11 protein-coding genes are annotated in these 13,858 nt (G+C 73.2%); 6 read left to right on the forward strand and 5 right to left on the reverse strand.

The window, feature by feature from the left end:
- Positions 1-65 precede the first annotated feature (65 nt).
- The 4 genes from Q3Y56_RS22615 to Q3Y56_RS22630 form a co-directional block, all read right to left on the reverse strand.
- A complete protein-coding gene (locus Q3Y56_RS22615; RefSeq protein ID WP_304463674.1) occupies positions 66-2,516 on the reverse strand; it encodes a SpoIIE family protein phosphatase in 2,451 nt (816 codons plus the stop codon).
- A gap of 1,387 nt (positions 2,517-3,903) precedes the next feature.
- Positions 3,904-4,560 (reverse strand): class I SAM-dependent methyltransferase, encoded by a 657-nt coding sequence (locus tag Q3Y56_RS22620; RefSeq protein WP_304465742.1) that lies wholly within the window; start codon positions 4,558-4,560, stop codon positions 3,904-3,906.
- Between the two features lie 251 nt (positions 4,561-4,811).
- Positions 4,812-5,504, reverse strand: coding sequence for a DUF402 domain-containing protein (locus tag Q3Y56_RS22625; protein ID WP_304463675.1), 693 nt, complete (start codon positions 5,502-5,504; stop codon positions 4,812-4,814).
- Positions 5,505-5,704: 200 nt separating this feature from the next.
- Positions 5,705-7,111, reverse strand: coding sequence for an aspartate ammonia-lyase (locus tag Q3Y56_RS22630; protein WP_304463676.1), 1,407 nt, complete (start codon positions 7,109-7,111; stop codon positions 5,705-5,707).
- Positions 7,112-7,222: 111 nt separating this feature from the next.
- On the opposite strand from Q3Y56_RS22630, the gene Q3Y56_RS22635 reads away from it, so the two are divergent.
- From Q3Y56_RS22635 to Q3Y56_RS22660, 6 genes are all read left to right on the forward strand, one after another.
- Complete coding sequence (locus Q3Y56_RS22635) at positions 7,223-8,758, forward strand: ricin-type beta-trefoil lectin domain protein (RefSeq protein WP_304463677.1); 1,536 nt, start codon at positions 7,223-7,225, stop codon at positions 8,756-8,758.
- Positions 8,759-9,135: 377 nt separating this feature from the next.
- Entirely contained in the window at positions 9,136-9,648 is a 513-nt protein-coding gene (locus Q3Y56_RS22640) for a toxin-antitoxin system HicB family antitoxin (protein WP_304463678.1), read from the forward strand.
- An 82-nt stretch (positions 9,649-9,730) separates the two neighbouring features.
- Complete coding sequence (locus Q3Y56_RS22645) at positions 9,731-10,573, forward strand: DUF4097 family beta strand repeat-containing protein (protein WP_304463679.1); 843 nt, start codon at positions 9,731-9,733, stop codon at positions 10,571-10,573.
- Between the two features lie 73 nt (positions 10,574-10,646).
- Positions 10,647-11,648: an ATP-binding cassette domain-containing protein gene (locus Q3Y56_RS22650; RefSeq protein WP_304463680.1), complete on the forward strand. Its 1,002-nt coding sequence runs from the start codon at positions 10,647-10,649 to the stop codon at positions 11,646-11,648.
- Complete coding sequence (locus Q3Y56_RS22655) at positions 11,645-12,433, forward strand: ABC transporter permease (protein WP_304463681.1); 789 nt, start codon at positions 11,645-11,647, stop codon at positions 12,431-12,433. The genes Q3Y56_RS22650 and Q3Y56_RS22655 overlap by 4 nt, the downstream gene beginning before the upstream one ends.
- A gap of 233 nt (positions 12,434-12,666) precedes the next feature.
- Positions 12,667-12,882 carry an MbtH family protein gene (locus tag Q3Y56_RS22660; protein ID WP_304463682.1) on the forward strand — a complete coding sequence of 72 codons (216 nt, stop codon included), beginning with the start codon at positions 12,667-12,669 and terminating at the stop codon, positions 12,880-12,882.
- 127 nt (positions 12,883-13,009) lie between these two features.
- Here the strand turns inward: Q3Y56_RS22660 and Q3Y56_RS22665 are convergent, their stop codons facing one another.
- A complete protein-coding gene (locus tag Q3Y56_RS22665; RefSeq protein WP_369696781.1) occupies positions 13,010-13,855 on the reverse strand; it encodes a glutamate-cysteine ligase family protein in 846 nt (281 codons plus the stop codon).
- Between the last annotated feature and the right edge of the window lie 3 nt (positions 13,856-13,858).

Here is a 13,858-nt window from a genome sequence, read left to right on the forward strand (position 1 = left end):
ATGAGTGAACTCCGCCCCTGCCCGCGCGGCAACCTCAACCGGCGCCTGAGAACACCGCGGCAACCTCACGACACCGAGGGCATCCCCAACTCGAACCACACCACCTTCCCCGTGCTCAGCCGGGTCGCACCCCACCGCCGCGCCAGCCGGTTGACCAGGTACAGCCCGCGCCCGCCCTCGTCGGACGGCCGGGCCTGGCGCAGCCGGGGCAGCTGCGGGACGTCGTCCCCCACCTCGCAGCGCAGCACGTCCGTCCGCAGCAGCCGCAGCGTGATCGGCCGCTCCGCGTACCGCACCGCGTTCGTCACCACCTCGCTGACCAGCAGCTCCACCGAGTCCGTGAGCTCGCTCAGGCCCCAGCGGTCCAGTGCCCGGCGGGCCAGCCGCCGCGCCTGGCCGGCCGTCTGCGCCTTCGGGTCCAGATACCAGTACGCGACGTCGCTCGGCGCGATCCCCTCGAACCGGGCCGCCAGCAGCGCCACGTCGTCGTCCCGGTCACCGGGGCCGAGCATGTCCAGCACCTCGTCGCACAGCGGCTCCAGCGGCGGCGGGTTGGGGCCGGTGAGCCGGGCGGTCGCCGTCAGCCGCTCCCGCAGCTGCTCGATCCCGGTCCACACGTCCCGCATCCGGGACTCCACCAGGCCGTCGGTGTACAGCAGCAGCGTCGCGCCCGCCGGGGCGTCCAGCTCCACCGCCTCGAAGTCCACCCCGCCGACGCCGATCGGCGCGCCCGGCGGCACCCGCAGCACCTCGGCGCGGCCGCCGCGGTGCAGCAGTACCGGCGGCGGATGGCCGGCGTTGGCCACGACGATGCGATGGGCCACCGGGTCGTAGACGGCGTACAGGCAGGTCGCCATCCGGTCGGTGCCCAGCCGCTGCGCCTGCTCGTCCAGGTGGTGCAGCACCTCCTGCGGCGGCAGGTCGAGCCCGGCCAGGGTCTGCGCGGTGGTACGGAGCTGCCCCATGATCGCGGCCGACGTCATCGAGTGCCCCATGACGTCGCCGACCACCAGGGCGACCCGGTTGCCGGGCAGCGGGATCGCGTCGTACCAGTCGCCGCCGACGCGCGCCGTCTCGGCGGCGGGCAGGTAGCGGCTGGCCAGCCGCACCCCGGTGGGCTGCGGCAGTGAGTCCGGCAGCATGGTGCGCTGCAACTCGTCGGCGATGTACACCTCGCGGCCGTACAGCACCGCCTTGTCCACGCCGAGCGCGGTGTGGGTGGCGAGCTGCGCGGCGACCAGCAGGTCGTCCGGCTCGAAGGGCGGGCGGTCCGGGCGCCGTACGAAGATGGCGGCGCCGATGACGCGCCGGCGCCCGCGCAGCGGCGCCAGGACGGTCCGCTGCCCGGTCGCCACGGTCCGGCCGTCGCCCAGCAGCTCCGGCAGGGCGTCCCGGGCGGCGGGGGAGTCCCCGAACACCGGCCGCACCCCGCGCAGCACCTCCGCCAGCGGCCCGCCCGGCTCCACCTCGCACAGCTCGTTGGCGGGCCCGCCCGCCATCACCGGCGACAGGTCCGGCTGCGCGGGCAGCAGCGGCAGCCGCACCCCGTCGGTGTCCGGCTCTTCGGGGATCCGGTCGGTACGCCGCAGCCGCAGCACGACGGGGCCGACCGGCCGCTCGTCGCCGACGGGCAGCGGGTCGCGCAGATAGACGAGGATCGCGTCGGCGAACGTGGGCACGGTGGCCCGGCACAGGCCGAGCACGATCTCGTCGAGGTCGATCCCGCGCGCGATCCGGCGGGTCGCGGCTCCGACGAACCGCAGCCGGTCCCCGCCCCGGTCACGCGGGACGGGCACCGCGCCGCCGCCCGGCGGCGGCGCGGCCGGTGAACCGTGGGGCCGGCCGGGGGCCGTGCCGCGCGGGGCGGGCACGCCGCCGTCTTGGGCCAGGGGCATGGTGCTCGTGCTCGCATCGTCGGGGCCACCGGGCGTTGTCCCGCGCTGGGCGGGCATCCCGCCGCCGGACGGCGGTACGGTGCGCGAGCTGTCGGGCCCGCCGGGGGCCGTGTCGGCTCCGGAGCGCGGGGTCGGCATTCCGCCGCCGCCGGGCGGTGGCATGGTCGGTGAACCCTCGGGCTGGCCGGGGGCCGTGTCGGCTCCGGCGCGCGGGTCGCCATGCGTGGCGGTATCCGCGTGCGCTCCGTGCTCCTCGCGGCCGTGGAGCCCTTCGTCGCCCTCGGGCCTGCTCCGTCCTTCGCGTCCGTCGTGTCCTTCGGGGCGGGGGCCTGCCCCACCCGCGGCGCGGGCCCCGCCGCACGCCTCGCAGACGGTGCCACCCGGGCGGCGTGCGGCACCGCTCTCGTCACCCGTACGGGGACTGACGGCCCCGGCGCGCCGTTCCTCAGAGGTGTGGTCGGCCGCCCCGCCGTGGCCTCCGGCGTGGTGACCGTCGGGCGCGCCTGCCCCTGCGCCGTGTTCCCCGGCGGCGTCCGGCGTGCCCTTCGCGCCGGTGATGGCGGCGGCTGCCTCGGCGTCGCGCCCGCTGGGGCCGGACGGCCCCGCGGCGGCGTCCGGCATCCGGGCGCCTTGGCCCTGGGCGTTCCCGCGCGCGCCGGTGGCTGCCCGCGCCCCTCGGCCGCGGGGGGTACGGGCGGCGCCGCCAGTGGTACGAGGAGCGGCCTCGCCGTGCTCGTCGGCGGCACCGCCGACGGCGTCGTCGCCCGCCTCACCCGGGCGCGGGACCCGACGGGCGCGGCGGGAGCCGCCGCTGCGGGCCGGGGCGTCCCCGGGGGCGTCCGGCGTCGGCTCGGGGCGTCGTCGGGCGGGCGCGGTGCCCGGTCGGCCGGACCGTCGCCGCCGCGGCGGCGGGTGGGGTCCTCCGCGGTCTCCGCGTCCCCGGTGTCGTCGGTCATCTCGCCGTGCCCCTGTCCCGCCGCCCGTGCGGCGGCCTCGCGGTCCGTGCCTCCTCCGGCTGCGGCTGGCAGGCCCCCCGGCCGGGGCGCACGGGTGGCGTGGCCGCGCCGGTCCGTACCACCCGCCGTGCCGCGGCTGCCGCCGCCGGTCTCGTCCGGGTGTCCGCTCGGCGTCGCGCCGGTCCTGGCGCCGGACGCCGGGTATCGCTCGTCGGCGTCGTCGCCCGCTGCCGCGCCGTCGCCCCACGTCGCCCGGTCGCCCCACGTCGCCTGGTTGTCCCACGCCGCACGCCCGTCCGGCGCCGCACGCCCGTCCGGCGCCGCACGCCCGTCTCGTGCGGCACGCTCGTCCCGCGCCGCACGCCCGTCCCGCGCGGCGGCGTCCCGCCGCGGACCTCCGGCCACAGGGGCGCGTTCCGGGGCCCGCGCAGGCTCGTCGCCCGCGGCGGCAGGTTCAGGGCGGCGCATCCGGTCGTCACCTGCGGCGGCACGCTCACGGGTCCACGCCTGCTCGATGCCCGTGGCAACGGTTTCAGGGCGCCCCATGCGCTCATCGCCCGCGGCGGCACGCTCGGAAGCCCGCATCCGCTCATCGCCCGCGGCGGCGCGCCTACGGGTCCGGGGCCGCTCGTCGCCCGAGGCACCGCGCTCCGGGGCCCGCGTCCGTTCGCCACCCGCCGCGGGGCCCTCCGGGGCCCAGTCCCGCTCGCCCTGCGGGGTGCTGTGCTCCCGCCGGGGTGCCGGCGACGGTGCCGGCACCGGCGCCGGGCTCGCCGACGCGGGCGCCGCCGGTGCGGGCGCCGCCGGCGCGGCCGGGCCGGGGCGAGGCGTGGCCTCGTGGGGGCCCGGGCAGGCCGCTGCAGCGCACCGCGCGGGTCCGGGACCGCGCCGTGCGCTTCGTCGTACCTCGCGGCACTCGGGCTGTCCGAGGCGCGCGAGGTCGCGGCAGGTGCGGCGGCCTGCCGTTCATTCGGGGGAGTCGAGTGCTCCGTCACGCGTGGGTTTCCATCCGTCCGGGGCTGTGCGCCCTTCTCGCTCGGGCGCACGCTGTGTCAGGCACGTCGTCGGCAATGCAGGAAGAGCTGGATCTCCGGCGGTACGTCCGTACTCGCCGGGGCGTACGCGTGCGATTCCTCCCCGGTCACCTCGAAGCCCGCGTCACCGACGACCTGCCGCAGTTCGTCCCGCAGGTAACCGGATACCCGGATCGTGTTGCCCAGGAACGGGATCGCGAAGTCGTCCACGTCGGCTTCCACCATCGCGAGTCCCAACAGCCCCTCAGGTCTCAGCAGCCCGTGCAGTGTCCGCAGCGCGTGCGGAATCTCCGCCCGAGGCAGCATCAGCAGCGAGAAGAACGCGGCGATTCCGTCGAAGCGCCCGAGGTCGTGCGCCCCGCCGGGGCCGTACCCGCCACCGGGGCGCAGATCGGCCAGGTCCGCCCGGTGGAAGGCGGCGCCCGGGTTGTTCTCCCGGGCCAGCGTCAGCATGCCGGGGGAGATGTCGATCCCGACGACCTCGTGGCCGGCGTCCGTGAGCTGACGGACCGTGGGCAGCCCGGTGCCGCAGCCGACATCGAGCACCCGGGAGCCGGGCGCGAGGGACTCGGCCAGCCAGCGGCCGACCGCGACCTGGCCCTCCTTGTGCGGGAAAGCCTCGTCGTAGCGGTCGCCGATGGCGTCGAACGCCTCCGCCTGACCGGCTCGGTCCAGCGCGAGCCGCCCGTAGCCGTCGTACCCCTCGTACCCCGTGTACGCCCGGCCGTCGCCGGAGGCGGAGCCGCCGCCGTCGTCGTCATAGTCGCCGTCACCACTCACGACTGAGCCCCTCCTGTGACCGTGCGTCAAATGATCCGCAACGCCCGTGAGTTGTGCCTGATGTCTCTTTTCCTGTCTGCGCAGCCTTCTGGATGACGATCCTACGTTTGAAACACAGGGGCGCAGCAAGAGGTTCATGCCCCCGTTCACGACCTCATGTGCGCCGGCGTGCGATCCCAGTCGGCGGGAAGCGACGGAACGGACCAGCGCGGGTCCGGCCGCCAGTCCTCCCAGCCCTCCCGGAACGGCCTCCCCCAGGAGTCGATCAGGTCGACGGCGGCCCGGCCCGCGGCCCGGACCCGCTCCGCCTGCTCCGGGGCCATCAGGCCCGCCCGCTGCGCGGCCGCGAACTCGTCCTCGTCCTTCCATTCCCAGCCGCGGTCCGGGTAGACCGCGATGTCCAGGAAGTGGTCCTCCGAGTCGATGCCCCCGCTCCAGCGCAGGCGCGGCTCCTCAAGGTTCACGTACCAGTTCTTGAAGCGCCAGCCCGGCTCCCAGAACAGCCAGACCGACCACGGCTCGCCGGGCCGGGCCAGCTTGAGCACGCCGGTGCCCAGCCAGCGGCACGGCACGGTGGTGCGCGGCTTGGTGTAGCGGGTGGACAGCGGCTCGCGGTGCACCCACGTACCGTCGGCGAGCTGCGGTTTCACACAGGGAGTGCCGGGCGCCAGCCACACGGCGAGCAGATCGGCGGTGTCCTGGACGACGGTGACCGGACGGCAGATGTGGATCCGGTCGGTGGCGTTGCCGCGGTAGCGCCACAGGATGTGCTCCCCCGGCGCCCAGGATCTGCCGCCGCCGCCCGCCGTGTCCGTCGTCTCCACCGTGTCCGCTGTCATGCGCAGATCTTAGGTGCGCCCACCTCGCCGCGCCGTGACGCAAACCGCAGATCCGGGTATCCGGGAGGTTACGGGTATCTCCAGGGCTACGGGGATCTCCCGGGCTACGGGCGGGTCATGCACAGCGGCTACGGGCGGGTCATGCACAGCGGTTACGGGCGGGTCATGCGCTGCGGTTACGGGCGGGTCATCCGCTGCGGTTACGGGTGGGTCATCCGCAGCACGTCCAGCGCCTCGTCCAGTTGCTCCCGCGTGAGCAGGCCGCGGTCGACGTAACCCGACTCGAGAACCACCTGGCGGATGGTCTTCCGCTCGGCCAGGGACTTCTTGGCGACCTTCGCCGCCTCCTCGTACCCGATGTAGCGGTTGAGCGGGGTGACGACCGACGGCGAGGACTCGGCGTACTCCCGGGCGCGCTCGGCGTCGGCCGTGATCCCGTCCACCGTACGGTCGGCGAGCAGCCGCGCGGCGTTCGCCAGCAGCCTGACCGACTCCAGCACGTTCTTGGCCAGCACCGGCAGCATCACGTTGAGCTCGAAGTTGCCGGAGGCGCCGGCCCAGGCGACCGTGGCGTCGTTCCCGACCACCTGCGCGGCGACCATCAGCACCGCCTCCGGGATCACCGGGTTGACCTTGCCCGGCATGATCGACGAGCCGGGCTGGAGGTCGGGGAGGGCGATCTCGGCCAGCCCGGTGCGCGGGCCCGAGGCCATCCAGCGCAGATCGTTGCAGATCTTCGTCAGTCCGACCGCGATGGTGCGCAGCTGGCCCGAGGTCTCCACCAGCCCGTCGCGGGCGCCCTGCGCCTCGAAGTGGTCGCGGGCCTCGGTGAGCGGCAGCCCGGTGGCGCGGGCGACCTCGGCGATCACCGCGGCGGAGAAGCCCGGCGGGGTGTTGATGCCGGTGCCGACGGCGGTGCCGCCCAGCGGGAGCTCGGCGAGCCGGGGCAGCGCCGCCCGCAGCCGCTCCACCCCGTACCGCACCTGGGCCGCGTATCCGCCGAATTCCTGACCGAGCGTCACCGGCGTGGCGTCCATCAGGTGCGTACGGCCCGACTTCACCACGTCCGCGAACTCGGCGGCCTTGCGCTCCAGCGCCTCGGCCAGGTGCTCCAGGGCCGGGACCAGGTCGCGGGTGACGGCGGCGGTGGCGGCGATGTGGATGGAGGACGGGAAGACGTCGTTGGAGGACTGACTGGCGTTCACATGGTCGTTGGGATGCACCTCGCGGCCCAGGCGCTCGGTGGCGAGCGTGGCGATGACCTCGTTGGCGTTCATGTTGGAGGACGTGCCGGAGCCGGTCTGGAAGACGTCGACGGGGAAATGGTCGTCCCAGCGGCCCTCGGCGACCTCGGCGGCCGCCTCCCGCACCGCCTCCGCCACGTCCTTGTCGAGCACGCCCAGCTCGGCGTTGACCGCGGCGGCGGCCGCCTTGATCCGGGCCAGTGCCTCGATGTGCGCCCGCTCCAGACGCTGCCCGCTGACGGGGAAGTTCTCCACCGCGCGCTGGGTCTGCGCCCGCCACCTGGCGTCGGCGGGCACCCGCACCTCGCCCATCGAGTCGTGCTCGATCCGGTACCGGCTGCCGCCGTCCTCGTTCTTGGTCATCGTCACCGACCTCCTCAAAAAGCTGAGCACTTGTCTTGTCCGACGTATTCCCAACCACCGCTACCTGCCAGTAAATACCCGGGGTAACACCGATACCGGGAAGGCAGCACCATGCATCGGACACGACACAGCGTGCGCTCCACCCTGGTGGCCGTCGCGGCCTGCGCGGTGGCCTTCGGCGGCGCCTACGCGGCGCCCCAGGCCGCCGCCGACGACACCCCCGCCCCCCGTGCCACCGCCACCGCCCCCACCCCCCTCCCGCCCGAGCTGGAGAAGATCCGCGCCGCGGAGGCGACGAAGCTTTACGGAGACCCGGCCGAGCGCCCCCTCGACCAGCGCAGGACGTCCCTCGTCTCCCTCGGCGACAGCGAGATCTCCGGCGAGGGCGTGGGCACCTACGAACCCGGCACCAACGGCCCCGACAACTGGTGCCACCGCTCGCCCGACGCCGCCGTCCACCGCACCGGCATCCCGGCCGACGTCACGTACAACGTCGCCTGCTCCGGCGCGTACACCGGGAACATCCGGATCGGCGGCGGCAAGCAGTACCCGGACGAGCTGGTGCAGAGCGACAACCTCGCCGTCAAGGCCCGCAACACGAAGATCAAGATGGTGCTGCTGGTCGCGGGCGCCAACGACGACCTCCAGTTCGGCCCGGTCATGACCGACTGCGTGGTGCGCTGGTTCACCCTCCAGGGCGCGTGCGAACCCAAGTACGCGCCCGGCTGGCAGGCCCGCGTCGACGCGCTGGTGCCCAAGGTCGAGGCGACCGTACGGGACCTGCGCACCGTGATGCGCGGCGCCGGATACGCCGACGGGGACTACAAGCTGGTCGTCATGGGCTACCCGAGCCCCATCGGCCCCGACTTCGAGGACAACCCGGACTACCCCGGCAAGCTGCCGGGCGGCTGCACCGGCTACACCTCCGACAGCGCCTGGGGCCGCAACACCGCCGTCCCGGCCTTCGAGCGCGGCATGCGGCAGGCGGCACGGAACACGGGCGCGATCTACCTCGACAACTCCCGGCTCTTCCACGGGCACGAGGTGTGCAGCGACAACACCTTCGCCCGCGGCCTGTACGTGGACGTCGCCAACCCCTTCCCGCCGAACGAGAACTCCGTCCGCCAGTCCTTCCACCCCAACGCCCGCGGCCACGCCGCCTTCGCCTCCTGCCTCACGCAGCTGTACAACTCCGGCCTGCGGGAGGCGAGCTGCGCGGATGCCGCCTCCAGCGGCAAGCCCGTGCTCTTCGCGGGCGCCTGGGACGACAAGTACCGGCCACTGCGCAACGAGGCGACGGGCAGCTGCGTGGACGCGACGGCGGCGTCCAGCCGCAACGGCACGGCGGTGGGCGGCTGGGACTGCCACGGCGGCCGCAACCAGGGCTGGTGGTACGACCCGGCCCGCGGCTCCCTGCACACGGAGCTGAGCCAGGACCGGTGCGTGGACGTGCCGGAGGGCACGTACACGGCGGGCGCGGCGGTGGTCCTGTGGGACTGCCACGGCGGTACGAACCAGAGGTTCACCCGCGTCTCCGGGACTCTCCGCCCAGCCGCGGCGCAGGACCTGTGCCTGACGCTGGCGTCGGCGAAGGACCGGTTGCGGTTGCAGAAGTGCGACGGCGGGACGGCCCAGCGCTTCGCGTAGCCGGTAGCCGGTAGCCGGTAGCCGGTAGCCGGTAGCCGGTAGCCGGTAGCCGGTAGTGGTACGGCTGCGCCGCGATACGGGTTCCGCCCTGGGCCAAGTGGGGGTCCGGGGCGGAGCCATGCGGGGAACATGGCGCCACCTCGCACCACCTGGCGCCGAGTGGCGCCGCCTGGCGCCGGGTGGTGTCACCTGGCGCCGTCCAGTGCCGACCGGCGCGATGGGATGCTCCTGAGGGCGCAAAGGGTGCGCATGGCGCCACGAGGGCTCCATCGCCCTCCTCGCGTTTCCGCAGGTCAGGGCGGCTTTCCGTAGGTCCGCCCGGCAGGGGGTGCCACTCCGGCTTGCATGTGACACCGTTGTGGTGCCATGATGAGGTCATGGACCTCGCCCCGTATGTCGACACTCTCCGCCGTGAACTCACGGTGGCCGCCGCAGCCGGTGGGGACGATGCCCGCGAGCTGGCCGACCGGCTCACCGCTCCCCTGGAGTCGGTGACCCGTCTGACCATGCTCGACGTGCTCTCCGCCGCGATGGACGAGCTCACCCGTGAGCTCGCCCCCGGTTCGGTCGAGGTTCGGCTGCGCGGGCTCAACCCCGACTTCGTGCTGACGCTGCCGCCCGCCGAGAGCGGCGCCCCCGCGGAGCCGACCGCGCCCGTCGAACCGCTCACCGCTCCCGCCGAAGGTGACGAGGGTGGCACCGCCCGCGTCAATCTGCGTCTGCCGGCCTCCCTCAAGGCCCGCGTCGAGGAGGCCGCGAGCCGCGAGGGCCTGTCGGTCAACGCGTGGCTGGTGCGGGCCGCCTCGGCCGCGGTCGGCAGTGGCACGCGGCCGCGTACGACGGGGAAGACCCAGACCGTCGGACAGAGCATGACGGGCTGGGTGCGCTAGCCGCGCCCCCGCCCGCACCACTTCACCCACACCACGTCCCACCAGCGGGGACGCCCCAAAGACTCAAGAGGACGGGACAGCCATGCCTTCTTTCGACACTCCCGAACCGATCTCGGTCACCGCCCACGTGGAGGCCGGTTCCATCCAGTTCACCGCGAGCAAGCGCCTCGACACCGTCGTCCAGGTGCGGCCCCGCGACCCGAAGAAGGACCTGGACGTGCGGACGGCCGAGCAGACCGAGGTCGGTTACGCGAGCGGCGTGCTGACCGTCAGGACGCCCAAGTCCAGCCTGTTCGGCCGCTCCGGCATCGTCGACGTGGCGGTCGAACTGCCCGCGGGCTCGCGCATCGACATGACCGGCGCCTGGACCCAGGTGCTCGGTGAGGGCTGGCTCGGCGAGGTCAACGTGAAGACCTCGTCCGGCGACGTCCGCCTCGAGACCACCGGCCCGCTGCGCCTGGAGGCGTCGCACGGCTCGGTCACCGTGGACCGGGTCGAGGGCAGGGCCGAGATCACCACCAGCACCGGCAGCCTGCGCGTCGGCTTCGTCGACGGCCCCGCCGTCCTGAAGAACTCGCACGGCACCACGACTGTCGGCGCCGCGACCGGCGAGCTGCGGGTGAGCGGCGCCAACGGCGACATCGACATCGCGCGCGCCGAGGACTCGGTCACCGCCACCACCGCCCACGGCACCGTGCGCGTGAACGAGGTGGCCCGCGGCACCGTTCAGCTGGAGACCTCCTACGGCGCCATCGAGGTCGGCATCCGCGAGGGCACCGCCGCCTGGCTCGACGTCAACTCCGGCTCCGGCCAGGTGCGCAACGCGCTCCCCGCGTCCGAGGCCCCAGAGGATGCCGCGGACACCGTCGAGGTCCGCGCCCGCACCCGGTACGGCAACATCGACATCCTCCGCGCCCGGGTCTGAACGGCCCCCTCCCCCGCACCAACCGCAACCCCCTGATTCCCCTGCCACTCCAGCCTTCGAACGGGAGGGCCCCATGCCTTCTTCTGTCATGCCCACGCCCAGGCGGGGTGACGGTCAGACCCCGCCCGCCGCCATCTCCGCCGTCGGCCTGCGCAAGTCCTACGGCGACAAGCGCGTCCTCGACGGGATCGACCTGCACATCCCGGCAGGCACCGTCTTCGCGCTGCTCGGCCCGAACGGCGCCGGCAAGACCACGGCCGTCAAGATCCTCTCCACGCTCATCTCCGCCGACGCCGGCGAGATCCACGTCAGCGGCCACGACCTGGCCGCCGACCCGCAGGCGGTACGCGCGGCGATCGGTGTCACCGGGCAGTTCTCCGCCGTCGACGGGTTGATCACCGGCGAGGAGAACATGCTCCTCATGGCGGACCTGCAGCACCTGTCCAAGCGCGAGGGGCGGCGGGTCGCCGCCGAGCTGCTGGAGCGCTTCGACCTGGTGGAGGCGTCGAAGAAGCCCGCCTCCACCTACTCCGGCGGCATGAAGCGCCGCCTCGACATCGCCATGACGCTGGTCGGCAACCCGCGGATCATCTTCCTCGACGAGCCGACCACCGGCCTCGACCCCCGCTCCCGCCACAACATGTGGCGCATCATCCGCGAGCTGGTCACGGACGGCGTCACCGTCTTCCTCACCACCCAGTACCTGGACGAGGCCGACGAGCTCGCCGACCGCATCGCCGTGCTCAACAACGGCAAGCTCGCGGCCGAAGGCACCGCCGAGGAGCTCAAGCGGCTCATCCCCGGCGGGCACGTCCGGCTCCGCTTCTCCGACCCGGCGGCATACCAGTCGGCCGCCTCCGCGCTGCGCGAGGCCACCCGGGACGACGAGGCGCTGGCGCTGCAGATCCCCAGCGACGGCAGCCAGCGCGAGCTGCGCTCCATCCTCGACTGGCTGGACTCCGCCGACATCGAGGCGGACGAGCTGACCGTGCACACCCCCGACCTCGACGACGTGTTCTTCGCCCTGACCGGCAGCACCGGCGTCCCCAGCCAGTCCAAGGAGACCGTCCGATGAGCTCCTTCTCCCTCACCCTGCGCGACTCGTCCACGATGGTGCGCCGCAACCTCCTCCACGCTCGGCGCTACCCGTCGCTGACGTTGAACCTGCTGCTCACCCCGATCATGCTGCTGCTGGTCTTCGTCTACATCTTCGGCGACACGATGAGCGCGGGCATCGGCGGTGCTCCGGACCGCTCCGACTACGTCGCCTACATCGTCCCGGGCCTGCTGCCGATGACCATCGCCAGCACCGTGGTCGGGACCGCGGTGTCCGTCTCCAACGACATGAGCGAGGGCATCATCGCCCGCTTCCGCACGATGGCGATCCACCGCCCTTCGGTGCTCATCGGGCACGTCGTCGGCAGCCTGCTGCAGTCGATCATGAGCGTGGTCCTCGTGGGCGCGGTCGCCGTGGCCATCGGCTTCCGGTCCACGGACGCGACCGCTCTGGAGTGGCTGGCGGCGTTCGGGTTGGTCACGATGTTCGCCCTGGCGCTCACCTGGATCGCCGTCGGCATGGGCCTGATCAGCCCGAACGCCGAGGCCGCCAGCAACAACGCGATGCCGCTGATCCTGCTGCCGATGTTCTCCAGCGCCTTCGTCCCGGTCGACTCCATGCCCGGCTGGTTCCAGCCGATCGCCGAATACCAGCCGTTCACGCCGGTCATCGAGACCCTGCGCGGGCTGCTGCTCGGCAGTGAGATCGGCAACGACGGGTGGATCGCCGTCGTCTGGTGTGTGGGCCTGACCGCGCTCGGCTACTTCTGGTCGACCTCGACGTTCAACCGCGACCCGAAGTAATCGCCATATCAGCGCGGGGGCTGCCTCCCGCGACTCGACCCGCCCCAGGGCGGCGTACTCCGACACCACGTCGGCGTACGCCGCCCGTTGGCGTTCTCGGCGACGAATTCCAATGCCTCGTTGCGCCCTCGTGACGTTGGCGGTCGAGTTCCTACGGTCCTACGCTGGCGTCAGCATTCCAGGGGCGCTGTGGACGCCGGGTGTCCTGTCGACAGGACGACACCGATCGGCAGTTGAGCACGAACCCATTCGATGACGAGGACGGCCGCTTCTACGTGGTGATAAACGACGAGGAGCAGAACTCCCTGTGGCCGGCGTTCGCCGAGGTGCCCGCAGGATGGCGGGTGGTCTTCGGTGAGGCGGCCAGGGCCGAGTGCCTGGAGTACGTTGAGCAGAACTGGACCGATCTGCGCCCCAGGAGCCTGCGGGAGGCCATGGCGGCGAACTGACGTCGCTCAGATTTCCCCGGGGAGTGGAACCGTAAACGCAGGCACCTAAAAGCTCCTCAAGTAGCCTGGCAATAGCATTTATGGCGGACCGGGCTTTGCTTCATGCGATATGACGCGGCACGTCGGCTCAGACGCGGAACGCGTCCACGTAGCGGCGCGGGTCGCGCCGCAGGTCCGTCTCCCAGCGGTCCCGGCACTGCTCGGCGAACGTCCTCCCCGTCGCCAGCACCTCGTCCAGCGGATCCAGGTAGAACACCACCTTCCGCGGCTCCAGACCGGCGGCCACCCGGGCCAGCAGTCCGGCCCGGGCCAGCCGGACCAGCTCCGCCGCGAGCTCGTGGACGCGCTCGCCGCCGAGCATGGTGCGCAGTCCCTCGGCCGGCAGCTCCGCCATCGCCGCGCTGTGCTCCGCCACGCTGTAGTCCCGCAGCAGCTCCCAGGCCGCCTCCCGCGACGGCGGGTGGTACGCGAGCCCCACCCACAGCGCCGGTACGGCCGCGACGTACGGGAACGGCGGGCCGTCCCCGGCGCGCAGCTCCAGGGTCCGGCGCACCCTGACCACCGTCCAGATCTGCGACATGTGGCAGACCCAGTGGCCGTACGTCGGCAGAGAACCGTCGTCGAAGCCGTGCCGCAGGATCGTGCCGAAGGGCCGGTCGGGCGCGGGCCGGAACGTGCCGCCGGGGTCCGGGTAGTAGATCATGGGGACCCCGAGCGCCCAGTCGATGACGTCGTCGGCGCTCACGTCGCCGCGCAGCGCGGGCGGCAGGACGCCGCTGCGGCGCGGATCCATCCGCAGCCAGCCGTGCGACCGGTGCGACAGCAGCCCGTTCGACCGGCCTTCCTTGAGCGGCGAGTTGACGAGCAGCGCGGAGACCACGGACGACGCGGCCACCAGCATGCGCAGCTTCCGGCCGAAGTCCTCCTCGGAGAGATAGTCCAGGTGCACCTGCGCGGACAGCGACATCGCCATCGT

Source organism: Streptomyces sp. XD-27 (assembly GCF_030553055.1).
Lineage (GTDB): Bacteria > Actinomycetota > Actinomycetes > Streptomycetales > Streptomycetaceae > Streptomyces.

What these genes read in the sequence shown, in the direction of transcription:
- Q3Y56_RS22655 (WP_304463681.1), top strand. Translation starts at nt 11,645, where the DNA reads ATGAGCTCCTTCTCCCTCACCCTGCGCGACTCGTCCACGATGGTGCGC.
- Q3Y56_RS22625 (WP_304463675.1), bottom strand. Translation starts at nt 5,504, where the DNA reads ATGACAGCGGACACGGTGGAGACGACGGACACGGCGGGCGGCGGCGGC.
- Q3Y56_RS22615 (WP_304463674.1), bottom strand. Translation starts at nt 2,516, where the DNA reads ATGCCGGACGCCGCCGCGGGGCCGTCCGGCCCCAGCGGGCGCGACGCC.
- Q3Y56_RS22630 (WP_304463676.1), bottom strand. Translation starts at nt 7,111, where the DNA reads ATGACCAAGAACGAGGACGGCGGCAGCCGGTACCGGATCGAGCACGAC.
- Q3Y56_RS22650 (WP_304463680.1), top strand. Translation starts at nt 10,647, where the DNA reads ATGCCTTCTTCTGTCATGCCCACGCCCAGGCGGGGTGACGGTCAGACC.
- Q3Y56_RS22635 (WP_304463677.1), top strand. Translation starts at nt 7,223, where the DNA reads ATGCATCGGACACGACACAGCGTGCGCTCCACCCTGGTGGCCGTCGCG.
- Q3Y56_RS22645 (WP_304463679.1), top strand. Translation starts at nt 9,731, where the DNA reads ATGCCTTCTTTCGACACTCCCGAACCGATCTCGGTCACCGCCCACGTG.
- Q3Y56_RS22665 (WP_369696781.1), bottom strand. Translation starts at nt 13,855, where the DNA reads ATGGCGATGTCGCTGTCCGCGCAGGTGCACCTGGACTATCTCTCCGAG.
- Q3Y56_RS22640 (WP_304463678.1), top strand. Translation starts at nt 9,136, where the DNA reads ATGGACCTCGCCCCGTATGTCGACACTCTCCGCCGTGAACTCACGGTG.